Raw genomic sequence first — 23,734 nt, 5'->3', positions numbered from 1 at the left:
CGCGATGCGCAAGGTGTGGTTCGGTTGACGCTTACATTTTGTCCAACTACCGAAGAGGGCCCGAATGGCTCTTCATGTTTTCGGCAGGAACTCTTTTTACACATGATATCGGACACAACTCCGCATATCGCAGCCTGTGCGTATCACCGCTACCGACGCCAAGCGACTGATGATGGACGCCGGCGTGCCCGCGCGGCATCGGAAACTGCTGTTGTCCGGCTTGCCTCACATCCCCCGCGAATATCGCTTCAGCAATGGCGGCGAGGAACTGGAGACGCTGCGCACGCGTAGGGTCGTCGGCCGGTTGTTCCGGGTGGAGGACGTGGAGCGTGCAGTCGCGGAACACAAGGCGAACCCGGATATGGCCAGGCAGTGGGACGAGCAGATCCGGCAGGAGCGGGCGGCTGAACGCGCTCGACGAGCCGAGGAACGAGCTCGCAAAGAGGATGCTGCGCGCGCTGCGGAGGAGGCGAGACGGCGCGATCATTGGGAGCTTGAGCGGGCCAACGCGAAGATCGCCGAGCTTGAAGCGCGACTGCAGGAGCTCGAGAACGAGCGGAATCGTGAGTTGACTGAGGACGAATTCGAGGCCTTCCTTCGGTCGATGGAGCAGTGGGCGAACTCCGGTGGTCGGGAAGACGAAGTGTCGACGATCCGAACGCAGTTTCACACGCTTCGCGAGTTCACCTATTGGCTGGAGCGAAAGATCGAGAACCCGGCGCATCTGTACGCTGCCGAGCAAGTGGATATGTATCGACAGGCATTGGCGACAATACTCGGCTGATGCGGCGGTGCGTCGTTCTGCCCTGCAAATCCCCTTTCACGAGATCACTTTCTCGTCGGAGGGGGATTTTTCGTGACGCACTGCGTTCGTTGCACGCGCACACTGCGCGCGGAGCCGAGCATTCGCCGCGGTGCCGGCCCGGTGTGCGCGAAATGGTTGTTGCGTCAGGTCGGGTGGACGGGGCGTGTGCCAAAAGGCTGGAGCGTCCTGTCGGACGAGCGCGTCCAACGCTTTCTGAAGCGTCCGCTGGTGTCGCCGGACATTCCGGATGAGCAGGCACCCCTCATCAGCATGCACGGGGAGCTCGAGGCGATCGCGCCGAAGGCGAGGCCGCTGGAGTCGTATTCGACGGACGAACTGCGCAAGGCCGTGGCTGACGTGCCGAGTCATCTTGCCGCGGAGTATCGAAACGAGGACTATGACGGCCCAAACCGCGAACTGTATCAGCGCGGGCTCTGGGGCTGAACGAGTCCAGTGCGGCCCGATGGGCGGAGACGGGATCGCCGCCTGAAAGCGTGGAGACGGAGGAGGAATCCCGCTCGGCAGGCCTGCGACGGTGGAACCCGGACGACACGTTGCATGAGGCGACGGAACAGCGCGCGTTTGTGTAGCACAGTCGGAACCCGAAGGTGCAGGAGGCCTTCGAGCGGCTCCATGCGCTGTTGGACACGTTCGAGGACCGCGAGCAGTTCAAGCGCTAACCGGGGTTTGCGGCGTCCGTGCCGCGGCACAGCTTCCACAATGTCATGTTGATTTACGCCCAGCGCCCGAACGCGTCGTGCGTCATGCCATCACGCTCGCTTGCCCCCATAGTGCTGCGTGACAATGGCGATGAACGCCTTCGTCAGCTCCTCGTGCTCAATGGCGTCCGGATACGCCAAGAAGGTGGGGCGGCAGAAATTCGGGTCAGACAGTGGGATGGCGATCACGCCCTTGGCTTCGGCGTCGTGCAGGGTCCGCCGCGGCAGAAGCGAAATGCCGAGCCCCTGTGCCACCATGGCCTTGATCCCGTCGATGGAATCGAGTTCCATGCGCACGTCTGGATACACGTTGTACTTCGCGAGGAGCATCGCGATGCGCCGGCGAAACGGGGCTGTCGTGTCCGCGAACGCGATGAACGGTTCCTCCGCAATCGCGCCGATGGATGGGAGATCGTGGACAAAGCGATGCCCGCGCGGGACGACGAGGTCGATCGCGTCCGGCGGGTATTCGATGAGCCGGACGCGCGGGTGATGGACCGGCTCGCCGAGAAAGCAGAAGTCCACCTGGTTGCCGATGAGCGCCTCGACCATATCCTCGTACATGCCCATTCGAACCTGCAGGCGCACCTCGGCCACCTGCAAAATCTGGTGCAGGCACTTCGGCACGTCGGTGGAGACGAAGGCGCGCCCGCTCATGACGCGCAGCGTCCGTACAGCGCGCTTGGACGGCTCGAGCATGCGGCGCTCGAGGTCTACCATGCGCTCCGCGAGCGGATAGATGCGCCTGCCCTCCTCCGTCAGCTGGACGCCGCCCGGCGTGCGAGTGAACAGTTGGCAGCCGAGATCGCGCTCGAGCCGCTGCAGGCGGTTCGTCACGGTGGATTGGGACATATATAGCTGCTCTGCCGTGCGCGAGATGGACCGGTTGCGCGCCACGGCGAGAAACAGCTCCAGATCTTTCGTCTCCACGGGCTTCACTCCTCACTCGTCCACCGGTTCGCGCGATGCGATGATGCCGCCGCCGAGGCACACCTCGCCGTCGTAGAACACCACCGACTGGCCTGGAGTGATGGCCCGCTGGGGCGCATCGAAGACGACGCGGCACGTGTCTTCGCCGGTCATCTCGACCTCGACGGGCTGATCCTCCTGGCGATACCGGAATTTGGCCGTGCAGCGGAATCGCCGGGCGGGCGGCCGTTCGGCGACGAAGCTGACCGTGTCCGCTGTGAGCGCCCGGCTGAAGAGGCGCGGGTGATCGTGACCCTGCGCCACCACGAGCACGTTTCGCGCGAGGTCCTTGTCCACCACGAACCACGGGGCCGGATCGCGACCGGGCAGGCCGCCGAGGCGGAGTCCTTTCCGCTGGCCGATGGTGTAGTACATGAGTCCGTCGTGCTCGCCGATCACGCGCCCGTCCACGTCTTCGATGAGGCCCGGCTGCGCGGGCAGGTACTGCTGCAGGAAGGCGCGAAAGTTGCGCTCTCCGATGAAACAGATGCCTGTGGAATCCTTCTTCTGCGCCACGTGCAGGCCGTGATCGCGCGCAATCTGGCGCACCTCGGGCTTGGTCAGATGGCCGATGGGAAACATCGCGCGCCGCAGGGGGGCCTGCGTGAGCATGTGCAGGAAGTAGGTCTGGTCCTTGTTCCGATCCCGCCCCCTGAGAAGCGCTACTGTGCCATCTTCGTTCTTGCGCACCTGCGCGTAGTGCCCTGTGGCGAGGTAGTCGGCTCCGAGATCCAGGGCGCAGGCGAGAAGCTCTTTGAACTTGATCTCTCGGTTGCAGAGCACGTCCGGGTTTGGTGTGCGCCCGCGCCTGAATTCCTCCAAGAAATGCTGGAACACGCGCTCTTCGTACTCGCGCTCGAAGTTGACGCCGTAATACGGGATGCCAATCTGCTCGCACACCCGGCGCACGTCCTCGAAATCCTGTTCCGCGGTGCAGGCGCCGTTTTCGTCCGTCTCGTCCCAGTTCTTCATGAACACGCCGATCACGTCGTAGCCCGCTTGCTTGAGGAGGAGCGCCGTCACGGACGAATCCACGCCGCCAGACATGCCCACCACCACGCGCGTCGCCATCTTCATTCCCTCCCTTCTCCGCGCTCTAGGGCGATCTTTGATACAATGATCACCGGCATTCGTTTCACCCTCACAGGGAAAGGCGGGTGATGCGCGGTGTTCGAACTCGATCGATCCGCCATCCTGGAGCATCCACGGCTTCGGTTTCTCACCGATCTCGTTCCCGTCCATGAACATCTGGACAACATTGAAAAGTTTATTCGCATCTGTTTTGAAGAGCAAGGATGGCGCGTGGCGCAGGCAGGCCGCGTGGTGGTGCTGCGCGCGACGGACCAGGACAGGCTGTCGAGCGCCTTCAAGGCAAGCTTGTATCTGGGGAAATACAACGACATGGCGAACCGCGATAGGTTTCTGCGCAGCATGGTGTCTGCGGGCCACTCGTACGAGCCCATCCGCGGCGAGACCATCTTGTTTCTTTTCATCGGCGTGGCGAAGCCGGTGTACGATCACCTCATCACGTACACCGTGGGGCGGCCCACGCGAATCGCAGGGGGGCAACGGGCAAACGTCCCTTGGGGCTTTGAACTGCCTGTCGAGGCTCGCCATCCCGAGGAATATGAGGAGGAGTTGGAGCGCATTCGCGACGTGATTCGCCTGGCGAAACAAGAGCGCACCGAGCAGATGCAGGCGGCACGGGCGAAGCTGCCCGTGGGCTACATCATGCCGCCCTTTTTGCTCGAGTTCTCCGAGGAGGCCCTCATCAAGCACGTGTTTCGCCAGCGCCTGTTCGAGCGCGGGGCGCAGGGCGCCACTGTGGAGGTGGTGTCCGACATGCTGAAGGCGTGCCTCGCCATTGACGAGGAGAAATGGACCTTTCTCATGGACTATCACGGCCCGCACATCCAGCAGTGGCAGAAGGCCATGCGCACGCTTCGCAAGGAGCGCCTGAGCCTTCGCCAGCTCGCGGAGATGGAGAATCTGTCACCCGAGGAGGCGCTGGACGCGGACCTCTATGATCTGCTCATGGCGACCGTCGGCAAACTGCCGCCGTCGATGTGGGACAAGATGCGGTGACGGGGCGCCGCCAGGAGATCAGGTGATCTCCTCCACTGATTCAACTGCCCAGATGCCGCCTGGGCCCTGTTTGACAGGCTGATACAGGCGGACCAAGTAGACGCAATCGCGGTGCTTGACGCGCACCACCGCGTGCATCAGCCCGCTGTCGGCATCGCGGTACTGTTCGACCAGGGTGTAGATGTCGTTCATTCGAAACCCCAGGTGGCGCGTCCCGACTTCCTGCGCGGTGCGGACAGGGCTTAGGCGCCACAGGTTTTGCCCGCGATCGACGGCCTCCTGAATGCGACGGAAGTCCTCTCCAGGAATCGCGACGTGGCCGGTGACGACTTCGGGGCAAGGCATGGCGAGCATCCTCCTTCGCGCGAGGCAACTGTACAGTTCAATGTATGGCATCCTGGCGATCACCGACACGACGGTCGCCCACAGGCCATGAAAGGGAGTGAGCAGGGCATGGCAATCGACGGACGTGGCAAAGTTGCGGTGGTGACGGGGGCGTCGAGCGGCATCGGGCGGCAGACCGCCCTGGCGCTCGCGCGCGCGGGATTCGACGTGGCGGTCGGGGCGCGGCGCAAGGAGCGCTTGGCCGATCTCGTCGACGAGATCGCCCGGGAGACGGGGAAGGCTGCGTACGCAGCGGCGCTCGACGTGACGAGCGCATCGAGCATCGACGCGTTTGTAGAGGGCGTCCTCCAACACTTCGGTGTGGTGCACGTCCTCGTGAACAACGCCGGGAAGGCGCTGGGCCGAGATCCGGTGGAGAGTGCCGACGAGGCTGATTGGCAGGAGATGCTCGACACGAACGTGATGGGGCTCATGCGCATGACCAAGCGCTTCCTCCCTCACATCGTGGCGTCCGGCGACGGCCACATCGTCAACCTGGGGTCCATCGCGGGCCACGAGTCGTACGCCGGGGGCAGCGTGTACTGCGCGACGAAGTTCGCGGTTCGGGCCATCACCGAGGCGCTGCGCCACGAGTTGCTCGGCAAACCCGTGCGCGTGACGTCCATCGACCCCGGCATGGTGGAGACGGAGTTCAGCTTGGTCCGGTTTCACGGAGACGCCTCCGAGGCGGCCAAGGTGTACCAGGGCGTCCGCCCACTCACGGCGGACGACATCGCCGACTGCATCGTGTTCGCGGTCACGCGGCCTGCACACGTCAACATCGACGAGATGATCGTGACATCCATCGATCAGGCGGGCGCGCGCGTATTCCACCGAAAGGGGACGCCGTCGTGATGGCATGTCTCATCCAACCGGACGATCTCGCCGCGCGGCTTGGCGCGGAGGAACTCGCCGTGTTTGACTGTCGGTTTCAATTGTCGGACCCGGAGGCGGGAGAGCGCGCGTATCGGGAGGCGCACATTCCCGGCGCGTACTACCTGCATCTCGATCGCGACCTTTCTTCCCCGAAAGGACCGCACGGCGGGCGCCATCCCTTGCCGGACTGGAACCGGTTTGCCGCCCGGCTTTCGGCGTGCGGGGTGCGGCCGCATTCCACGGTCGTGGTCTACGACGCGGGAGAAGGGATGGCGGCGCGGGCGTGGTGGCTGATGCGCCACATCGGTCTCGCGGACGTGCGGATGTTAGACGGCGGATGGAAGCGATGGACGCGGGAAAAGCGGCCGGTGACGCCCGTCGTGCCCGAGCCTCGGCCGGGTGGTATCGAGGTCAGGCTGCGCGAGGGCGAGATCGTCGAGATGGAAGAGGTGCGCCGAGGAGCGCGCGAAGGAAGCCTGGTGCTGGTGGACGCGCGCAGTCCCGAGCGCTACCGCGGGGACGTGGAACCGATTGATCCGAAGGCCGGCCACATCCCGGGCGCCCTGAACCATCCGTGGGAGCAAGGGCTTCGGGAGGACGGCACGTGGCGCTCGCCCGAAGAGCAGCGCGCGCGTTTCCGGGACCTGTTGGAGCAAGCCAAGCCCATCGCTGTCTACTGCGGATCGGGCGTGACGGCCTGTTCCACGCTCTTCGCGCTCGAACTCGCAGGCATCCCGGCGAAGTTGTACCCGGGGAGTTGGAGCGACTGGGTCTCGTATCCTGACAATCCCGTCGCCACAGGGGACGAACCAGGGGCGTGGTCGCCATGAGGACGCTTGGCGCCATCGAGGCAAGGGAGCGGCTCGAGGCGTGGCGCGGCTCCCGAGTGTACGTGCATCTCGAGGTGAATCCGGAGGCGTATGTGCGAAACGCGAGCGCGACGCTCGATGAGGTGGGTGTGTTCGGCGACGGGCTGTACCGCCTGCACCTTCGTTTTCGCGATCCCGACGGCCTCCTTTACATCCAGGACGTGACCGAGTTTGTCGAAGACGGATCGGCGGTTGTCGCCATGGGCCTGGATGGCCAGCATCGCGTTCGGCAGACAGTGACCGTGAGCCTGGTGCCGCTCGACGTGGGAAAGGTGGAATGAGCGCATGGCGACCGTCATCGGCGTGTTCGCCCACCCGGACGACGAAACGTTCATCGCGGGGGGCACCTTCGCCCGACTCGCGGCCGAGGGGCACCGCGTCGTCATCGCTTGTGCGACGCGCGGGGAGATGGGCCGCCGCCTCGGCGTGCCGCTCCGAGCCACCCGAGAGTCGCTCGGCGCGCTTCGCGAGCGGGAGCTTCGGGACGCGTGCGACGCGCTCGGCGTGAGCCGCCTCGTGCTTTTGGGCTACCGAGACAAAGAGGTGGAGATGGTGCCGGAGAGCGAAGGCGTGTCGCGGATCGAGGCGCTCTTCGCCGAGGAGCGACCCAATGCCATCGTCACGTTTCACGATCCGCTCGGCGGCCACCCAGATCACGCGGCCATCGGGCGCTTGGCGACCGCGGCGTTTGCTCGATACCGGCGCACGAACGACGCCGCGCGCCTGTTCTACCTCGCGTGGGGCGACGATCTCGCTGCCTTCCGGCGATACCCGCAGCCCGCAAAGGCGCTCGTCGAAGTGGACGTGCGCGCGTATCGAAAGCAGAAGCTCCTGGCGTTTCGAGCGCACCGCACGCAGTCGGAACTCGACGGCGCCATTTGGGGAAACGAGGAGAAGGCCATCCGCCGCATGCGGGATCGAGAATACTTTGTGTTGACCCAGGGGCCGACACTCAGCCGCCCGGGAACGTTGACAGACTGAAAGCGGGGCGAACTACATGTACGACATCTATGGAGAAACTGCACTGCCCGGGGACGTGCGCGAGCGCCTGCGCATCACGCGCGATCTCGCCCAAGCTTTTCACCAGCGCGCGCCCGAGCACGATCGGGCAGGCGACTTTCCGTTCGAGAACATCGAGGATCTGAAAACGTCGGGTTACGTGCGCTGGACGGTGCCGGTGGAATACGGGGGGCTCGGCATCAGCCTCGAGGAGATGCTGATGCATCAGGAGATGCTGGCTAGAGGCGACGGATCGACCGCACTCGCCATCGGCTGGCACGTCGGCATTCTGCTTCACCTGCGCGAGACGGGGGCGTTTCCGGATGAGCTGTTTCGCATGGTGTGCGAGTCCGTGGTGAAGGAGGGCGCGCTCATCAACAGCTGCGCCACGGAGCCCGCCACGGGCAGCCCGAGCCGGGGCGGCAAGCCGGAGACCACCGCCGTGAAGGTGCCGGGCGGGTACCGCATCACGGGCCGCAAGACGTTCGGCACGCTCTCGCCGGCGCTCACCTGGATCATGGTCACCGCCACGGTGGCGGACGAGAACGTGGTAGGGCAGTTTCTCGTCCGGCAGGAGGATGTGGAAATTGTCGAGACGTGGGACACGCTCGGCATGCGAGCGACGGGCAGTCACGACATTGTGCTGAGGGACGTGTTTGTGCCAGACGAGCGAGTTATCGTCATCCAGCGCCCGGGCGTCAAGGCGGAGCGCCGGCCGGATGGAAGCGGATGGCTCCTCCACATCCCAGCGTGTTACCTCGGCATCGCGCTCGCCGCGCGCGACTTTGCGCTCGAATATGCCGCGACCTACCGGCCCAACAGCTTGCCGCACCCCATCGCGGAGGTCCCGCACGTCGAGCAGAAGCTCGGCGAGATGGAGCTCAAGCTGCTCGCCGCGCGCACGCTCCTGTACGATCTCGCCCGCCGTTTCGATGCCGCTTCGCCGGAAGAGCGCGCCCAGTTGCAACCCCAGTTCGGCGCGGTGAAGACGCTCGCGACGAACGCCGCGAACCAGGTGGTGGATCTCGCCATGCGGGTGGTCGGCGGCCGCAGCCTGTCGCGCGCGCTGCCGCTCGAGCGATACTATCGGGACGTCCGGGCCGGGCTGCACAATCCGCCCATGGACGACGTGGTCTACCGCAACCTGGCGAAAGCCGCGCTCGCGCGTCGAACGGCGAAAGAAGAGAAGCACTGAACTCCGCATGCTGCGCGCGGGTCACGACGTCTTCACTTTGGCGAAGTCGATGTAACCCGCGGTCCCGCTGCGGTCGACAAACAGGTCCACGGCCTCGTAGTCTTGGCCGTCGAATCGGATCTTCCCGCTCGCATCGTAGAGGACGCCCTGCGGCGTCCTCTGCTTCACGCCGATCCCTGGAAAGAGGAGCTGCTCGCGACCACTCATGTACAGGTTGGCCGTGTAGATCACCTGTCCGTTTTGGACGTGCTTCTCCAAATTCCATGCCTCGCCTATCGAATCGGTCGGCACGGGCTTCGCGTTGACGTGGATGCGAATGCCTCCGGCCGGGAGCTTGTCGTAGCTCGGCGGGTACGGCACGCTGCCGCCGATGCGGATCTTCACCAAAAGGACGGCGAGCACCACGATAAAGATCCAGAAGTACTGGCGAAAGCGGGCGTCGCGCAACGTCTCGCACCTTCTTTACGATTCTTGGATTTGAATCGATTCAATGTACGCGGTTTTGAGCGGATAGCTGTCCTCCTGCGTCATCGGATTCGTGGTCACCGGTATGGCGGCGATCTTGTCGATCACGTCCATTCCAGAAATCACGCGTCCAAATTCCGTATACCGGTTGTTGGGCGGCTGGAATACCTGGGTGTCGTTCGCCGTGCAGATGAAGAATTGACTGCCGCCCGTGTGCGGCTGACCCGTGTTCGCCATCGCCACGATGCCTTTGGTGAACGGCACCTGGTGGCTCAGTTCGTCCGGGATGGTGTAGCCCGGCCCGCCCGTGCCGTTGTTGAGCGGATCGCCCGTCTGAATCACAAAATTTTTGACGATGCGGAAAAACGTGCAGTCGTGATAGAAGTTGTGTTCCGCGAGGAACACAAAGTTGTTGACCGTGATGGGCGCCTCTTTGGCGAACAGCTCGATGGTGAAGGTGCCGTAGTTGGTGTGAACGATGGCGTCGTACGTCTTGTTCGGGTTGATCATCATCTTGGGCATGCTCGACCATCGCTCGGTCGTGGTGTGAAGATACGGCGGATTGGCGGTATCGAGCGTCTGTCCGGTGCCATTCGACGCCTGGTTCACGGCGTTCTCGTCCAGCGCGTTCGTCCCCTGGTCGGGCGAAGCGGTTTCGCCGGACGTTCCACAGCCAGCGAGCGTGAGGATGGCTGCGAGCGAGGTAGCCATGAGCAAGGTGCGACGTTTCATGCCTCTGCCTCCTCCATGAGCTTGGACCCTCGGTCATGATATCACAAGCTCCCTCTTTTCCATGCTCATACCGTCCACCGCTGACCCCGGCGCGGCTCAAGGGCGAAGGTTCAACCGCTCAAACACGGCGCGGTGAAACGCGCGCGGGTCGGAGCCATCCGATGAAATGAGATTGGCGTCGATCACGACGGGGCGCGATTCGAAAATGGCGAAGTGAAACAGGGGCTTGTGCGCCTCCACGAGGGCTGGCGGCGCCGTGAATCGAAGGCCCCCCAAGATCCCGGCGGAAGCCAGGCAAAGAAGCCCTTCTTCCGAAGCGGCGAAAAAGCCGCCCGTCGTCGAGAAGCGGCGCAGGTAACGGTGCAGCCGAAGATCGCTCCAGATATCGGCTTCGTACAGTCCGCCGGGGATGATGCACAGTCCCGCATCGGGCGGAACCGGCTCTTCCACGCCGCCGTCCGCCTGGATGACGAGCCCCTCCGCCGTATGCCACCACCGCCCTTCGAGCGTGATGACGCGTGCCCGGCGGTGCAATCGCCGAAGACCTTCAAGGACAGGGGCCACGTCGGCAAGGCGAGACCCCGGCAGGCCGACCAATACAGATCTCATGGCGGGGCTTGTCCTCTCGTTCGATGGGAGTCAATCGTATCGTAACAGAATGGACGGGATCGCACATCCCCATCGGGGTTCCTCGACGGCAAGCGACGTGGTAGTCTCTGATCTTGCGGACGCCAGGTGGGGGAGGGACGGCCGTTGTGCTTGATGTGACCGACATTCTCCGCGGACTGAATCCCGAGCAGCGAGACGCCGTCACCACCACGAGTGGCCCGCTCCTCGTGGTTGCCGGGGCGGGCAGCGGCAAGACGAGCGTGCTCACGCGGCGCATCGCGTATCTCATTGCGCACGCCGGCGTCGCGGTACACGAGATCCTCGCCATCACGTTCACGAACAAGGCGGCGCGTGAAATGAAGACGCGCATTCGCGATCTCATCGGCCCGCGGGCGGACGACCTGTGGATGGGGACGTTTCACAGCGTCTGTGTCCGCATTCTGAGGCGCGAGGCGGATCGGCTCGGGTATCAGCCGAATTTCACGATTCTCGACTCGGAGGATCAGGAGGCCCTCATCCAGCAGTGCCTGCTCGATCTCGGCTACGATGTCAAGGCGCACGACGCGCGCTCTATCAAACACCGCATTTCCCAGTGGAAGAACGAGGGCGGTGAACGCGTCGTCCAGGAGTCCAACCCGTCGGATCTCATCGCGGATCGGGTAATGGAGCTCTACACCAAGCGCCTCTTCGCCGCCAACGCGATGGACTTCGACGATCTCATCGGGAACACGGTCCGGCTCTTCGAGGCGCACGAAGACGTGCGTCAGCGGTACCAGGAGAAGTTCCGGCACGTGCTCGTGGACGAGTATCAGGATACGAACGGCATCCAGTTCCGCCTGCTTCGTCTGCTGTGTGCCAAACACCGCAACCTGTGCGCCGTCGGAGACGCGGACCAGGCCATCTACGCGTGGCGCGGGGCGGACAGCGAGCACATGTTGCGGTTTGAACGCGATTTTCCGGATGCGAAAATCGTGTTGCTGACGCGCAACTACCGTTCGACGCAGGAAATCTTGGATGCGGCCAACAGCGTGATCGCCCACAACCCAAGGCGGCGCCCCAAAGAGCTTCGTTCCACGCGCGGGCACGGCGATAAGCCGCTGGTGGTGCGGCTGCCCGATGGCGCGGCTGAGGCACGGTACGTCGCCGAAATGATCGACGAGCACGTGCAAAATGGAGGACGGTACGAGGACTGCGCCGTGCTGTACCGGGCCAATGCGCAGTCGCGCGCTATCGAAGAAAAGTTGCTCGAGCGCGCCATTCCCTACACGGTCGTGGGCGGCATGACCTTCTACGACCGGCGCGAGGTCAAGGATGTCCTCGCGTATTTGCGCGTCCTCGTCAATCCGCAGGACGAGATCTCGCTCCTTCGGATCATCAACCGGCCGAAGCGCGGGTTGGGCGACACAGCGGTGGACAGGTTGCTCGAATTTGCCCACGCCGAGGGCATCTGTTTGTACGAGGCGCTTGCGCGCGGGGAAGAGGCGGGGCTGTCCGAGCGGGCGGCGGAGGCCGCGCGCCAGCTTCACGCCACGCTCGACGAACTCGTGCTCTGGATGGAAGGCATGGCCGTTTCAGAGTTTTTGGCGGAGGTCTTACACGCCACGCGCTACCGCGAGATGTATCTTGAGTCGGGCAAGAAGGAGGACCTCGCTCGCGTGGAGAATATCGACGAGCTGTTCAGCGTGACGCGATCGTTCGACGAGCGGCGGGGAGGGAGTGTGGCGGAGTTCCTTGCGGAGGTGAGCCTGCTCTCGGACATCGACAAGGAGCGCGATCGCGGCAAGGGGTCCGTCAGGCTGATGACGCTGCACGCGAGCAAAGGGCTCGAGTTCCCCGTGGTGTTCCTCGTGGGCATGGAGGAAGGCTTGTTTCCTCACGCGCGCTCGGTGGACGATCCGCTGCGCATCGAGGAGGAGCGCAACCTCTGCTACGTCGGTCTCACCCGCGCGATGGACAGGCTCGTGCTCACACACGCCGCCTGGCGCACGCTGTACGGTCAGACCGTGGCTCGCGAACCTTCCCGCTTCTTGGCCGAGATCCGCGAAGACCTCGTCGCGCGCGTCGATCTCGCCGAGGCGCTTGAACCGGCGGTCCTGCGCCCTGGGGATAGGGTGGTACATCCCCAGCATGGGCAGGGCATCGTGGTGGCGGTCGATGCCCGCGCGGAAGAGGAACGCGTGCAAGTGATGTTTCATCCATCCATAGGGATGAAATGGGTGTCGAAGAAGGGATTACGGACGGACGGGGCCGTCGTGGTACAATGAGACGAGCGCATCTGCGCCGCTGGATTTGCCATCACAGGGGGCTACCGCTTTGACGTACTGGATCATCGTCTTCAGCGTGCTCGCAGCGTTGATCGCAGCGTACACCGCCTTTTATTTCTGGGCGCGGAAGCGCCAGCGCCAGTTTGACGAGCAGTTTCTGGCGCACAAGCAGCGCCTTGAGGTCTTCGTCCTTTCGAAGCGGCGCGTCCGTGAGCGCGGCAAGCAGGGCATCGCGCGCTTTGTGCCGCTCACGACGTACCAGGTGGTCGGGCGGGTCACGCTTGGGCAGACCATGAAGGGCCTGTACGTGCACCGCACGGCGAACGTCACGTTTCGCACGACCAAAGAGGAGTACGACAAAATTGAGGTGAACCGCAAGTACCGCATGGACATTGCCGGTGACTTCATCGGCAACGTCGTCGCCGAGGTCACCAACAAGCGCCGCCGCGAGCTGGAGAAGAAGCGGCAGGGAGAGACGGCGAGTCGGGCGAAGGGCATTCGGCGCTTCTCGTTCGCCCGGCGCAAACCGGAATGAGCCGCGCAATTGGGCGGGCACTTGCATAGTGTGATGTCGACATCTGCGAGGGAGGTCGACATCACCATGCCCGATGGAAACCGTCCCCGCCGCGCGGGTCCCAGGCGCCCGCGCGCGCGGGCTCATGCGAAGCCCACCAAGGCGCGGCAGCCGGCTGCGCGCGCGCCTGTGGCGGAAGAGGTCAGCTATCGCCCCCGCCGCCCCGAAGACGACGACTGGATTGTGCAACTCGCTCGCCGAGAACTAGGCGGCGTGCACGAGCAGGTGTTTGGCGAGCCATTTCCCGAGGCGGAACTTCGCCAGTACCTTCAGACTGGGATGCCCACGGTCGTGATCGAGCGAAACGGCCGGCCCGTGGGATTCTATTCCTACCTGCCGAGCGCCGAGGGGAAGGTCCACGTGAGCGCGCTGGTGATTGACTCGAAGTTCCAACGCAAGGGCATTGGCCGCAGGGCGATGGAACACCTCGAGGCGGAAGTCCGGCGCATGGGGGCGCACACGCTCGAGATTTTCATCCAAGAGGTGAACCCGAGGAGCCTCGCGTTTGCCAAGCAGTTGGGCTTCCGCGAGGTGGCGCGCGTGGAACCGGGAACGCTGGTGCTGTGGAAGGTCGTCTCGTCGGGGCCCGTTCGTTCGCCCATGCTCGGGCCGTTTTGATCCGCGAGGTCGAGCCTCGTTTGGACAGGTGGGTTGCATCGCCGTCGCCTGTGCGCGTATGCTAAAAGCGTATTGGAGGGATGGAACATGACGAGCGATGTGACCTCCACAGAAGCGCGCATTCGCGAGGCGATTGAGTCCATTCGCGAAGCCATTCAGCAGGATGGCGGCGATGTGGAATTTGTCTCGTACGACGACTTGTCGAAGACCGTCTACGTCTCGCTGCAGGGCGCTTGCGTGGGCTGCCCGGCGAGCGTCATGACGTTGAAGATGGGGATTGAGCGCGCGGTCAAGAAGGTAGCACCCGACGTGGAATACGTCGAAGCCGTCTGAGATCGCGCATGGCCCGAACGGGCGCCGCCCTCGCGAGGGCGGTTTTTTTGTACCACAGGCAGATGGGATACAATGGATGGAGGTGCAGCATGGACGTGCGCGTGACACCGGGGGGAGTGGCGGTCTCGCTGCCGCAACCGCCCGGGCCCATGCCCTGTGCGGAGTGGCTCGCCGAGGCGCTGCACGTTCCGCAGGCGCACGTTCGGCATCTGTTTCGGCGCGGGGCCGTTCGCGTGCGGGGGCGCGCGCCGGATCCGGGCGAGATCTGGAGCCGTCCCATCCAGGTTTGGATCGACGAGGATCTCCGGCCTGCGGATGTGGCGTCGACCTCGCTCGCGCCGGTGCGGGTGCTGTACAACGATCCGAGTCTGTTGGTGGTGGACAAGCCCGAGAACCTGCTTGTTCACAGCGACGGGCGTGACGCACCGACCCTCGACGCGCGCGTGCAACACTTTCTGAACGAAGAAGGGGTGGGGCGCGCGTACCACGTCCACCGGCTGGACCTCGGCACGACAGGTTGCGTGTTGTACGCGAAGCATGGGCTCGCGCTTCGCGCGATGGACGCGGCGCTCGCCGCCGGGCAGGTCCACCGCACGTATTTCGCCATCGCGTGCGGGCGCCGCATTCGGCCGGGGGAGATTTTGGCGCCCATTGGGCGGGATCGCCACGTGGCGGGCCGCTTCAGGGTGTCGCGGACGGGGAAGGCCGCGCGCACGCTTGTCGACGTGCTGGACGAGGCGGACCGCGGCGGACGGCGATGGACGCTCGTCCGGCTTCGCCTGGAGACGGGGCGCAGACATCAAATCCGCGTGCATCTGTCGGCGATGGGGGCGCCCGTGGTGGGGGATGTGCTCTACGGCGGGGCCTCGCATCCGGGGCTTGCGCCCGGACAAATCGCGCTGCACGCCGCCCGGCTCCAATTTCGCCACCCGTATTCGGCAGAGGACGTGGAGGTGCGGGCGCCCCTGCCGCTCGCATGGGAGAAGCTCGCCGCCGACGTGGGCCTATCGCTCGGCTGTCTCCAAGGGGAGTGACGTTGTGCCACCTCGCTTGCAACAGGCCTACGCGTTCATGCGCAAACTCGGCGCGAACTGCTTGGCGCACGATATCACGTCGCTCGCGGCCCAAATCGCGTTCTACGCGATGTTCTCGCTTCTGCCTCTGCTCATTCTCGTGATGTATGGGGCGAGCCTCGTGGTTCCCCATCGCATCATGGTGGAGATGGTGCTCGGCGCGCTGAGGCCCTACTATCCCGACCTGCAAAACGCGACGCAGATGTTGGAGGCAAGCCTCAACAAGCTGAGCGACATCGGCGGCCGCGCGGGCGTAGTGACCTTCGTTTCCCTGGCGTGGTCCGCGACGAGCGCGCTGATTGCGGTGCAGCAGGCGCTCGATCGCATCTTCGAGGTGGGCGCGCCGCGTTCGTTTCTCGCCCGCCGGGCCATCGCGGCGCTCTTTCTCGTGGCGCTGGTCATCCTGGCCGTGGTGTCCGCGCTCGCCATGGCGCTCTACCCGTGGGTCGCGCATCATCTTCCGGTCGGCACCCGGCTCGTGACGGCGTTCACGCGCTTTTCAGGCGTCACGCGCATGCTCTATCCCTTGTCGCTCTTTGTCACCTGCTTCGTCGTGTACCGGTATCTCCCGTCGAGGCGGGTCAACCTGAACTGTACCATCCTGGGCGCTTTGGCGGCCACCGTATTGCTCGATCTCGCCAGGTTGCTGTTTGTGGTGTACGCGGCTCACGCCGTGACGTATCACGCCGTGTACGGCGGGCTGACGGTCGTGATCCTGCTCGTCTTTTGGATGTACATCGCGCTCATCATTCTGCTGTTGGGCGCCGAGATCGCGTGGTTGCTCGAGCAGTTCGGGGGAGAAGCAGGAGGTGGTGAGCCGTGATCCGCGCGTTTGAAGGCGCGTTTCCCGACGAACTGAGCCTCGTCGGCATGGTCTTCTACGCCTATCACGGCGTGTATCCAGAGGAGCGAAAACTCGGCCAGCGGTTCACCGTCGACGTCCGCATGCACGGCGACTTTCGCCGCGCCGGCGAGACGGACGATCTCGACCACGCCGTGAACTACGCCGCGGTCTACGACGTGGTCCGCGCGGCCGTCGAGGGGGAACCTGTTCAGCTCATCGAGGCGCTGGCCCAGCGCATTGCGAGCAAGGTGCTCTCCACCTTTGCCCTGGTCGGCGCGGTCGAGGTTGCTGTGGAAAAGCCCGGGGCGCCGGTGCCGGGTCCCATGGAGACCGTGCGCGTGGTGGTGCGCCGCGCCCGCTGAAGCTATGCCAGGCGGCGATACAGTTGCGTCGCGCAATAGAAGAGAATTGGCGTCACACCGAAGCGGTAGATCCGCCGGCGCGAGGCGACAAGGTGCGCGGCCGATCTCGTCTTGGGATCCGAAAGGTACATGCCCATCAGGCCGTGCACGACGTAGCGGTGAATGGCCCCGCCCGGGAGGTCGGCGGTTCGCTCGACGCTCTCCGCGGCGAACTGCTCGATTCGCGCCCAGGCGCTGGCCGGATCGCGATAGCAGGCGACGAAATTGAAGTCCCCGTGTGCTGCGTCTTCGATGGCGTCGATCCAGTAATCGAGCAGGATGTGCAAGCCGCAGAGGTACGGAAAGTACATCTGATGGAGGCGGTGGACGTCCGCTTGCGCGATGGGTTCGGTGGCGGCGAGAAACAGCGCGAACATCCCCAAGGTTGAGCCGGTGGCGGCTGCCCACTCGTGCCACGCGACTCCTGGGTACGCGGCGAGGTGCTGGCGAGACCAGTTGAGAAGCCTGGATTCGCGTTCGCCGACCGGGGCGTGTTTGTGCTCCTGAAGTTCGCTGTATCGGCGCGCGTACCAGTCGACCTGCGATTCCACCGCTCGGTAATGCGGGAGTTGCTCCAGCGCGCGTTGGCAGGATCGGACGAGTGACTCGAGATACCCGCCGTCCTCCCGGTGGCCGTAATGCCGATAGTAATCCGACGGGGGCGTGCCGGGATGGACCGCATCCTGAAGGCTCTGGTGAAGCGTTTGAAACGCCTTTGGATCGCAGACGCCGGCGCGATCGCACAGGTTGTCGAGATAGTCGCTGATGGTCTGGAGCGACACGATGGCCTGCACGAGGTGGGGCATGTGGTTCGGCTTCGCGGCCGCGTAGACGGCCCCGCCGTCGGCGTGGAACTGCTTGTCTCGCAGGCTTGCGAGCGCCTGTTCGCGCAGGAGTTCATCGGGGATGGACTCCGCTCGCACGCGCCATTGAGCGAGCTCGGCGCGCACGAGCGGCATCACGCGTCGAAACAGCCGGTACAAAAACTGGCTCTGGCTGAGTTTGGAGCCCTGGGGCATCCTTCATCCTCCGTTCCAAGGCGCTTCACCTGCGGTCCAACAGTTCCAGGAGCTGCTGGAACCATCCTGCGCCTCCTCCGCTCCCTAGACTACCCGAAGGCGCAGATTTTACGCTCGCGCCGTTCTGGGGCGCTGGGTTGGGAGCCTCTTGCGGCGGCGATGCGGTTTGCTGCGAAGGGCTCGGCGCGTACGGTGAAAACGGAATGGCGTGGTGATGTACCGGCCAATGCGCGGGATGGTAGGGGTGAAGCGGCACGTGCATCGGGGGCGGGGCTGCAGGCGGAAGAAGACCTCTGCGTTTCATGCCGTGATGGAGCATGGTGAACAGCGTGCGCACCTTCTCATCCTGAGCGATGTTGAACGCGAGCCCGCCGAACTTGATGAAGGAATCGAGTTTCACGTCGACCACCTCCCGCCGTCACCCCGATCGTATTCGGCAGGCAGGTCGCGTCATCGCGGCGTTTACCGGGTGTCGAGTGGGAAGAAGCGCGGCAGACGTGGGCCGTCGTGCAGAACCCGCGGATTTCACGTATCATGGGTGGAGAACTTCAGCGAGAGAGGAGAACCGCGATGTCGAGTGTGAGTACCGTCGCGCCCCGGTTCGCGCAGCGGTTTCTCGAGGTCGCCGATTGGCTCGAGGAAGCGGGCGCTTCTCGATATGCGGATCGCATCCGCAGCATCTTGGCCGATCGTGGGGCCGTCACCACGTACACGGCGGCCTTCTGCGGCCTGTTTTCCGCGGGCAAGTCGAGCCTCGTCGGTGCGCTGGCCGGCAAGCGCCTGAGGACCGGCGCCAATCCGACCACAGCCGAGGTAGAGGCCATTGAGGTGCAAGTCGAAGGCGGCACGTTGCGGCTGCTCGACACCCCAGGCATCGATTCCACGGACGAGCGGCACCGAGAAGCCACGATGAATGCGCTGTACCAGGCGGACCTCGTCGCCATCGTGACGGACTACCAGCACGTCGAGGCGGACGCGAACCTCGAGCTGCTGCAGATGTTTGCCGACAGCGACAAGCCCCGTCTGTTCATCGTGCACCAGGTCGACAAGCACCTCGAAGTCGAGATGCCGTTTGAAGAATTTGCCGAGAGCGTGCGCGAGCTGGCTTCGGACTACGGCGTGGATGTGTCGCGCGTCTTTTTCACGGCTGTGAAGCCCTCGGCGCACAGCCAACTGGATGAGCTTCGCGCGTTCCTCGTCGCCACTGCCGAAGAGGCCCTCCAGACAGACGGCGAGCCCATGATTCGCCGGCTGGTCGAGGTCGCTCGGGAAGGCGTGACTGCCTGTTACGAGTCTGGCTGGCGCGATCGAGCGCGGGCCGTCGAGGAGGTCATGGGCCGGGCGCCGCAAACCCTCGATGAGGCTCGCGAGTGGCTGTGGGACGCGAGGCGCCGCGCGGACGCCGCGAAACAGGAAGAAGCGGAGCAGAGACAGCGCCTGATGGCGCACGTCACCTCGCTCTGCGACGGCTGGCTCCGAGCGGTCGATCTCGCCCAAATCGCGCCGTATGAGACAGCGGAAAAGGGACGGAGGTACATCGACAGCCTGCGCCCAGAGTTCAAAGTCGGCATGTTTCGATCGGCGAAGAAAACGGAGGCGGAGCGAGACGCGAGGCTGAAGGCGTTTGTGGACGATCTCGCCGAGAAAGTGGAGAACTTCCTCACGCGGCCGCTCGCCGCCCAGATGGCTCAGCAGATCCGCGAGGTGGGACTGCAGGCGGCTCATGAAGAGCGGCTCATCGAGCGATGCCAGGCGCTTGGCGTGCGCGTCGATGCGGCTTACGTTCAAGCGTGCGTCAAGCCGGGATCGCTCGTCTCCGCGGAGTACGGGCACCAGTTTGTGCGGGACGTGCAAGACAGGGTGCGCCGCGAGGTGCGTGCGAAGGTGCAGGAGATTGGGGAGGCGCTTGTGCGAGCGATGGAGGAGCGGATTCGGTTGGAAGAAGAGGAGCGAGCGCCTGAGCGGGATGCCGCCGAACGCCGGTGTCAGCTTCTGCGCGGCTATGTCGAGTTCGGCGAGCAGTACGAGAGCGCGCTCGCGGCGGTGACGCAAGGGGAGGTGCCGCGCGGTGAGTGAACGGGATCGCGCGCTTGAGCGCCTTCGCGAAATGCGCTCCCTCGTGGCGGGCATCGAGGGGGTGGACCTGCGGCCGCTCCTTCGCGCCATCGAGCGGCTGGAACAAAAGTCCATCACCATCGCCGTGTTCGGCGCGTTTTCCGCCGGAAAGTCGTCCCTTTTGAACGCGCTTCTCGGCCGGCCGCTTCTCGCCGTGTCCCCGCAGCCCACGACAGCGGCCATCACGAGCGTTCGCCCCGCGGACGGCGGCCGGGCCTCCGTGCGGATTACGGCGAAGTCCCGCGACGAACTGTGGCAGGACGTGAGAGCCCTGTTGGACGCGCTAGGTCAGCGGGCGTCCGATCTCGACGACGCCGTTCGGCTCGCGTCGAGCCTCTCGCCCGCCAAGTTTCCGATTCACCTGCGGCGACACGTCCGCTTCTTGAAGGCGCTCGCCGAGGGCTACCCGGAGATGGGGCCTCGCATGGGCGAGCAGTGGGAGGTTTCGTTGGAGGAACTCCGCGACTTTTCCGCCGACGAGAAGCGGGCGGCGTACGTCAGCCAGGTGGACGTCTGGGCGGACTCCCGCCTCGGCGAGCGCGGCTTCATCTTCGTGGACACGCCCGGCGTGGACTCCATCCACCGCCGCCACACGAACGTGGCGTTCCAATACATGCGCGAGGCGGACGCGATTGTCTTCGTCATGTACTACACGCACGCGTTCAGTCAGGCGGATCGGGAGTTTCTGCTGCAGCTGTCAGGGGTGCAGGACGTCGCGGGGACCAACAAGCTCTTTTCCGTCGTGAACGCGGTCGATCTCGCCGAGAGCGAGGAGGAGCTTGCGGCCGTGCTCGAGCGGGTCAGCCAGGACGAGCGCAGGCTCGGCGTCCGCGAGCCGAGGGTGTACCCCGTTTCGGCGCAGCTTGCCCTGGCAGCTCGAGTGCTCGCGGCCAATCCGCATGACGAGCCGGCGCTGGAGATGGCGCGCGCTCGCCTTGGGCGCCCCGATTTTGAGCCGACCCGAGATGCCGTGATGGACCTCGAGCGCCGCGCGGGCCTGGCCGCGCTCGAGGCGGATTTGACGGACTTTTGCGCGCGTGAGGCGGACAGACTTGCTCTGGACCTCGTCGAGCGCACGCGCCAGGCTCTGGTGCGCGACGTCGAAGCTCTCCTCGAGAAGCTGACCATCGCGCTCACCGCCGATCAAGCGGCGCGCGACGCGGAGCGGGCGCAAATCGCGCGCGCTCGCGGGCTGGTCGAAGAGGCAGCGTCCTCCGTTGAGGCGCGGGCTTTGCCTCCGCTCGCAAGGGAGCTCGAGGAACTGCTCTTTCACGCGGGGGAACGCGTGCGGTTCGCGTATCGCGACATGTTCCGGGAGGCGTTTCACCCTGGCCGGTTCCGCCTTGGGAATCCGCAGGACAAGCTCCGCGAAGCCGCGCGCGAATTTGCCGAGGCTCTAGGCCGTCGGCTCGAGATTGAGCTTCGGACGTTCGCCCTTCGCGCGGAGCAACTGGCAGCCAAGGCGGCGGGCCAAGAGGCCGCCCGGCTCGCGGAGGGCTGGCCTGTCCACGCCGTTCCCGTGCGGGAGCCGGACGTCGCCCTCGACCTTGCGACGGCCGACGAAGTCATCTCGTTTGACGAGGGTGTGCTTGCGCCGCACTTCCGTCACTTCCGCTCGCCGAAGCAGTTTTTCGAGGAGGGCGGACAGACGGCGATGATGGACGCGGCCATGCCTGCCGTGATGGATCAGGTGAAAAGGAAGCTGGAAGAGAGCGGAGGTCGCGTGGCCAAGCGCGCCGAAGCCGCCCTGACGGAGTCGCTGCGCGCGTTTTACGCCGATCTCGCCACGTCCCTCGACGCTTTGGCCGCCGCCCTGGACCAACCGGTGGATCCGGCGGAACGGGATCGGCTCGCGGCCGTCCTCGCGTCGCTCCGGTCCGCCGCAGGGGCCGACGTTTGAACATTCGGTTTGTCGCCCGCGTGGCGGATGGTTAGAATGGTGTAGCGAGAAGGCCTGCCAAAGGGGAGATTGTGCATGCGGCGTCGACGTTGGGAATACGAGGACTGGCCGAGCGGGAACCGGCGATGGAGCGTGTGGCTCGCAGGCGGTACCGCGCTTGTCGCAATCAGTTACATCCTCGGCATCTGGACGGGCGCTGCGCTCACGCGCGGTCATTCGCAGACCACCGTGGAGTACATTCCTCCTCAGACGGGCAACACCACGAGCACATCCGGGGCGCTTACCCCCATTCCTGGCGTCGACAATACGACCATCGTGACGCAGATCTACAATCGCGTCAAAAACAGTATCTTTACCATCACCGCGGTGTCCGGAGGAAAACCCACGTCGAGCGACGCGGAGGAGGATATCGGCACCGGCTTCCTGATCGATCACAACGGGGATCTCTTGACCAACGCGCACGTCGTGGGCTCCGCCACCACGGTGCAGGTGTCTGGAGACAACCGGCAGTTCGTGGGGCGCGTGATCAACGCGGATCAACTGGACGATCTCGCCATCGTGCGCATCCCTGCGCCGAAGTCGCTGCAGCCGCTGCCGCTTGGGTCGGTCAAATCTCTCCAGCCCGGCAGCCTCGTGATCGCCATTGGCAATCCGTTCGAGCTGACCTCCAGCGTGAGTTCGGGCATCGTGAGCGGGCTGAACCGTTCCATGTCGGAGTCGAACGGCCACGTGATGAACGGGATGATCCAGACCGACGCGCCGCTCAACCCGGGTAATTCGGGCGGGCCGCTGCTGAACGCGGCCGGACAGGTGGTCGGGATCAACACCCTGATTGAGAGCCCCATCGAGGGATCCATCGGCATCGGGTTTGCCATTCCGATTGATCGTTTCATCCAATTGGAGCCGGAATTGCTCGCGGGCAAGCCCGTGGCGCACGCGTGGCTTGGCATCGAAGGCATGGACATCGACAGCCTGATGCAGGCGGCGCTGCACCTGCCCGTGTCGTCGGGGGTCTACGTGACGCAGGTGACCCGGGGCGGTCCCGCGGCGAAGGCCGGACTGCGCGGGGATTCCAACGCGGCGAAACTGAACAGCCTGAGCGAGTCGGCCAATCCGTACACGGCGCTCAAGGGGAACGGCGATATCATCGTCGGGATCGACGGCAAGCCTGTGGCGAGCATCGAGCAGCTGACGCAGTACATCAACCAGGACGAACCTGGTCAGACCGTGGTTCTCACGGTGCTGCGCGGCGGGAGGACGCTTAACGTTCGCGTCACGCTCGGGACGTGGCCGTCCGGGCACAATCCGTGAACCGAACGGCCACGCGGCCCGTCCTTTGGACTGGAGTCACGGCTGCAGGCGAGCGTTGCGGACGGCCTGCTTGCGCTCCTTGGCGGCGTGCGACTGGTGAAACATCTTGAGCAGCGCCCGCTTTTCCAGCCGGGACACATAGGAGCGGGAGATGTCGAGCGAGTCGGCCACTTCGTTCTGGGTCCATTCTCGCCCGTCGGCGAGGCCGAATCTCAGCTCGATGACCTTGCGCTCGCGCTCGTCCAGGACGTCGAGCAATTGGCGCATGGTGTTGAGTTCCATTCGGCGCGACACCTCGTCCTCCGTGGAATCGCTCTCGGAAAACAGGATGTCGCCGATGGTGATCTCGTTTCCCTCCTTATCCGTTCCGATGGGGCTGTACAGCGACACGTCCTTGCGCGACTTGCGCTGGGCGCGCAGCTGCATCAGAATCTCGTTCTGGATGCAGCGCGCGGCGTAGGTGGCAAACTTGGTTCCTTTCGACGGTTGATAGGTGTCTACAGCTTTGATCAAGCCAACCGTGCCGATGGAAATCAGGTCATCCTGATCGATCCCGGACGTATCGAACTTCTTGG

27 protein-coding genes are annotated in these 23,734 nt (G+C 64.6%); 18 read left to right on the top strand and 9 right to left on the bottom strand.

The window, feature by feature from the left end; genetic code table 11:
- Positions 1-136 precede the first annotated feature (136 nt).
- Both AS26_RS09620 and AS26_RS14700 read left to right on the top strand, forming a co-directional pair.
- The gene (locus AS26_RS09620) at positions 137-784 is read left to right on the top strand and encodes a hypothetical protein (protein WP_245629705.1); all 648 of its coding nucleotides are present in this window, start codon (positions 137-139) and stop codon (positions 782-784) included.
- A gap of 72 nt (positions 785-856) precedes the next feature.
- Entirely contained in the window at positions 857-1,249 is a 393-nt protein-coding gene (locus tag AS26_RS14700) for a DUF6011 domain-containing protein (protein ID WP_062308922.1), read from the top strand.
- A 326-nt stretch (positions 1,250-1,575) separates the two neighbouring features.
- On the opposite strand, the gene AS26_RS09610 is transcribed toward AS26_RS14700, so the two are convergent.
- Positions 1,576-2,454 (bottom strand): LysR family transcriptional regulator, encoded by an 879-nt coding sequence (locus AS26_RS09610; RefSeq protein WP_062308919.1) that lies wholly within the window; start codon positions 2,452-2,454, stop codon positions 1,576-1,578.
- Between the two features lie 12 nt (positions 2,455-2,466).
- A complete protein-coding gene (mnmA, locus tag AS26_RS09605) occupies positions 2,467-3,564 on the bottom strand; it encodes a tRNA 2-thiouridine(34) synthase MnmA (protein ID WP_083516054.1) in 1,098 nt (365 codons plus the stop codon).
- Positions 3,565-3,660: 96 nt separating this feature from the next.
- Here mnmA and AS26_RS09600 point away from each other — a divergent pair, with 96 nt between their 5' ends.
- The gene (locus AS26_RS09600; protein WP_062308914.1) at positions 3,661-4,578 is read left to right on the top strand and encodes a hypothetical protein; all 918 of its coding nucleotides are present in this window, start codon (positions 3,661-3,663) and stop codon (positions 4,576-4,578) included.
- Between the two features lie 18 nt (positions 4,579-4,596).
- On the opposite strand, the gene AS26_RS09595 is transcribed toward AS26_RS09600, so the two are convergent.
- Complete coding sequence (locus AS26_RS09595; protein ID WP_062308912.1) at positions 4,597-4,923, bottom strand: hypothetical protein; 327 nt, start codon at positions 4,921-4,923, stop codon at positions 4,597-4,599.
- 108 nt (positions 4,924-5,031) lie between these two features.
- Here AS26_RS09595 and AS26_RS09590 point away from each other — a divergent pair, with 108 nt between their 5' ends.
- From AS26_RS09590 to AS26_RS09570, 5 genes are read left to right on the top strand one after another with little or no spacing between them, the layout of a single operon-like run.
- Positions 5,032-5,817 (top strand): SDR family NAD(P)-dependent oxidoreductase, encoded by a 786-nt coding sequence (locus AS26_RS09590; protein ID WP_062308910.1) that lies wholly within the window; start codon positions 5,032-5,034, stop codon positions 5,815-5,817.
- Positions 5,814-6,668 (top strand): sulfurtransferase, encoded by an 855-nt coding sequence (locus tag AS26_RS09585; RefSeq protein ID WP_083516053.1) that lies wholly within the window; start codon positions 5,814-5,816, stop codon positions 6,666-6,668. The genes AS26_RS09590 and AS26_RS09585 overlap by 4 nt, the downstream gene beginning before the upstream one ends.
- Positions 6,665-6,988: a DUF1806 family protein gene (locus AS26_RS09580; RefSeq protein WP_062308928.1), complete on the top strand. Its 324-nt coding sequence runs from the start codon at positions 6,665-6,667 to the stop codon at positions 6,986-6,988. Before AS26_RS09585 ends, AS26_RS09580 begins: the two co-directional genes overlap by 4 nt.
- A gap of 4 nt (positions 6,989-6,992) precedes the next feature.
- Complete coding sequence (locus AS26_RS09575) at positions 6,993-7,688, top strand: PIG-L family deacetylase (protein ID WP_062308908.1); 696 nt, start codon at positions 6,993-6,995, stop codon at positions 7,686-7,688.
- Positions 7,689-7,704: 16 nt separating this feature from the next.
- On the top strand, positions 7,705-8,901 hold the full coding sequence (locus AS26_RS09570; RefSeq protein WP_062308906.1) for an acyl-CoA dehydrogenase family protein: 1,197 nt from the start codon (positions 7,705-7,707) through the stop codon (positions 8,899-8,901).
- Positions 8,902-8,922: 21 nt separating this feature from the next.
- Here the strand turns inward: AS26_RS09570 and AS26_RS09565 are convergent, their stop codons facing one another.
- The 3 genes from AS26_RS09565 to AS26_RS09555 form a co-directional block, all read right to left on the bottom strand.
- Positions 8,923-9,348: a hypothetical protein gene (locus AS26_RS09565; RefSeq protein WP_062308904.1), complete on the bottom strand. Its 426-nt coding sequence runs from the start codon at positions 9,346-9,348 to the stop codon at positions 8,923-8,925.
- Between the two features lie 15 nt (positions 9,349-9,363).
- Entirely contained in the window at positions 9,364-10,098 is a 735-nt protein-coding gene (locus tag AS26_RS09560; RefSeq protein WP_062308901.1) for a peptidylprolyl isomerase, read from the bottom strand.
- A 96-nt stretch (positions 10,099-10,194) separates the two neighbouring features.
- Positions 10,195-10,707 carry a DJ-1/PfpI family protein gene (locus tag AS26_RS09555; protein WP_062308899.1) on the bottom strand — a complete coding sequence of 171 codons (513 nt, stop codon included), beginning with the start codon at positions 10,705-10,707 and terminating at the stop codon, positions 10,195-10,197.
- Between the two features lie 146 nt (positions 10,708-10,853).
- On the opposite strand from AS26_RS09555, the gene AS26_RS09550 reads away from it, so the two are divergent.
- From AS26_RS09550 to folB, 7 genes are all read left to right on the top strand, one after another.
- On the top strand, positions 10,854-12,971 hold the full coding sequence (locus AS26_RS09550; protein ID WP_062308896.1) for an ATP-dependent helicase: 2,118 nt from the start codon (positions 10,854-10,856) through the stop codon (positions 12,969-12,971).
- A 49-nt stretch (positions 12,972-13,020) separates the two neighbouring features.
- A complete protein-coding gene (locus AS26_RS09545) occupies positions 13,021-13,506 on the top strand; it encodes a hypothetical protein (protein WP_062308894.1) in 486 nt (161 codons plus the stop codon).
- Positions 13,507-13,572: 66 nt separating this feature from the next.
- A complete protein-coding gene (locus AS26_RS09540) occupies positions 13,573-14,163 on the top strand; it encodes a GNAT family N-acetyltransferase (protein ID WP_062308892.1) in 591 nt (196 codons plus the stop codon).
- Positions 14,164-14,250: 87 nt separating this feature from the next.
- A complete protein-coding gene (locus AS26_RS09535) occupies positions 14,251-14,496 on the top strand; it encodes a NifU family protein (protein WP_062308889.1) in 246 nt (81 codons plus the stop codon).
- A gap of 89 nt (positions 14,497-14,585) precedes the next feature.
- Positions 14,586-15,530, top strand: a complete 945-nt coding sequence (locus tag AS26_RS09530) for an RluA family pseudouridine synthase (protein ID WP_062308887.1) — start codon at positions 14,586-14,588, stop codon at positions 15,528-15,530.
- Between the two features lie 4 nt (positions 15,531-15,534).
- The gene (locus AS26_RS09525; protein WP_157068474.1) at positions 15,535-16,392 is read left to right on the top strand and encodes a YihY/virulence factor BrkB family protein; all 858 of its coding nucleotides are present in this window, start codon (positions 15,535-15,537) and stop codon (positions 16,390-16,392) included.
- Positions 16,389-16,775, top strand: coding sequence for a dihydroneopterin aldolase (gene folB, locus AS26_RS09520; RefSeq protein ID WP_083516052.1), 387 nt, complete (start codon positions 16,389-16,391; stop codon positions 16,773-16,775). Before AS26_RS09525 ends, folB begins: the two co-directional genes overlap by 4 nt.
- 2 nt (positions 16,776-16,777) lie before the next feature.
- Here folB and AS26_RS09515 read toward each other — a convergent pair whose 3' ends face one another.
- Together AS26_RS09515 and AS26_RS09510 are read right to left on the bottom strand one after the other, a co-directional pair.
- Positions 16,778-17,833 (bottom strand): tetraprenyl-beta-curcumene synthase family protein, encoded by a 1,056-nt coding sequence (locus tag AS26_RS09515; RefSeq protein ID WP_062308885.1) that lies wholly within the window; start codon positions 17,831-17,833, stop codon positions 16,778-16,780.
- A gap of 25 nt (positions 17,834-17,858) precedes the next feature.
- A complete protein-coding gene (locus AS26_RS09510; RefSeq protein ID WP_245629704.1) occupies positions 17,859-18,233 on the bottom strand; it encodes a hypothetical protein in 375 nt (124 codons plus the stop codon).
- A 170-nt stretch (positions 18,234-18,403) separates the two neighbouring features.
- Here AS26_RS09510 and AS26_RS09505 point away from each other — a divergent pair, with 170 nt between their 5' ends.
- From AS26_RS09505 to AS26_RS09495, 3 genes are all read left to right on the top strand, one after another.
- Complete coding sequence (locus tag AS26_RS09505) at positions 18,404-19,909, top strand: dynamin family protein (protein ID WP_062308880.1); 1,506 nt, start codon at positions 18,404-18,406, stop codon at positions 19,907-19,909.
- Positions 19,902-21,848, top strand: a complete 1,947-nt coding sequence (locus tag AS26_RS09500; RefSeq protein WP_062308877.1) for a dynamin family protein — start codon at positions 19,902-19,904, stop codon at positions 21,846-21,848. The genes AS26_RS09505 and AS26_RS09500 overlap by 8 nt, the downstream gene beginning before the upstream one ends.
- Before the next feature lie 75 nt (positions 21,849-21,923).
- Entirely contained in the window at positions 21,924-23,159 is a 1,236-nt protein-coding gene (locus AS26_RS09495) for a S1C family serine protease (protein ID WP_062308875.1), read from the top strand.
- A 36-nt stretch (positions 23,160-23,195) separates the two neighbouring features.
- Here AS26_RS09495 and AS26_RS09490 read toward each other — a convergent pair.
- Positions 23,196-23,734: sigma-70 family RNA polymerase sigma factor (locus AS26_RS09490; protein WP_062308873.1), on the bottom strand; the 539-nt coding region annotated here is incomplete at its 5' end.

Source organism: Alicyclobacillus sendaiensis NBRC 100866 (assembly GCF_001552675.1).
Lineage (GTDB): Bacteria > Bacillota > Bacilli > Alicyclobacillales > Alicyclobacillaceae > Alicyclobacillus > Alicyclobacillus sendaiensis.
The sequence above is the reverse complement of the archived record's forward strand: the minus strand, read 5'-3'. Positions and strand labels throughout refer to the sequence as shown.

Excerpts from the sequence above, each read along its gene's own strand:
- mnmA (WP_083516054.1), bottom strand. The coding sequence starts at position 3,564 with ATGGCGACGCGCGTGGTGGTGGGCATGTCTGGCGGCGTGGATTCGTCC.
- AS26_RS09595 (WP_062308912.1), bottom strand. The coding sequence starts at position 4,923 with ATGCCTTGCCCCGAAGTCGTCACCGGCCACGTCGCGATTCCTGGAGAG.
- AS26_RS09590 (WP_062308910.1), top strand. The coding sequence starts at position 5,032 with ATGGCAATCGACGGACGTGGCAAAGTTGCGGTGGTGACGGGGGCGTCG.
- AS26_RS09580 (WP_062308928.1), top strand. The coding sequence starts at position 6,665 with ATGAGGACGCTTGGCGCCATCGAGGCAAGGGAGCGGCTCGAGGCGTGG.
- AS26_RS09575 (WP_062308908.1), top strand. The coding sequence starts at position 6,993 with ATGGCGACCGTCATCGGCGTGTTCGCCCACCCGGACGACGAAACGTTC.
- AS26_RS09570 (WP_062308906.1), top strand. The coding sequence starts at position 7,705 with ATGTACGACATCTATGGAGAAACTGCACTGCCCGGGGACGTGCGCGAG.
- AS26_RS09560 (WP_062308901.1), bottom strand. The coding sequence starts at position 10,098 with ATGAAACGTCGCACCTTGCTCATGGCTACCTCGCTCGCAGCCATCCTC.
- AS26_RS09555 (WP_062308899.1), bottom strand. The coding sequence starts at position 10,707 with ATGAGATCTGTATTGGTCGGCCTGCCGGGGTCTCGCCTTGCCGACGTG.
- AS26_RS09540 (WP_062308892.1), top strand. The coding sequence starts at position 13,573 with ATGCCCGATGGAAACCGTCCCCGCCGCGCGGGTCCCAGGCGCCCGCGC.
- AS26_RS09535 (WP_062308889.1), top strand. The coding sequence starts at position 14,251 with ATGACGAGCGATGTGACCTCCACAGAAGCGCGCATTCGCGAGGCGATT.
- AS26_RS09530 (WP_062308887.1), top strand. The coding sequence starts at position 14,586 with ATGGACGTGCGCGTGACACCGGGGGGAGTGGCGGTCTCGCTGCCGCAA.
- AS26_RS09515 (WP_062308885.1), bottom strand. The coding sequence starts at position 17,833 with ATGCCCCAGGGCTCCAAACTCAGCCAGAGCCAGTTTTTGTACCGGCTG.
- AS26_RS09505 (WP_062308880.1), top strand. The coding sequence starts at position 18,404 with ATGTCGAGTGTGAGTACCGTCGCGCCCCGGTTCGCGCAGCGGTTTCTC.
- AS26_RS09495 (WP_062308875.1), top strand. The coding sequence starts at position 21,924 with ATGCGGCGTCGACGTTGGGAATACGAGGACTGGCCGAGCGGGAACCGG.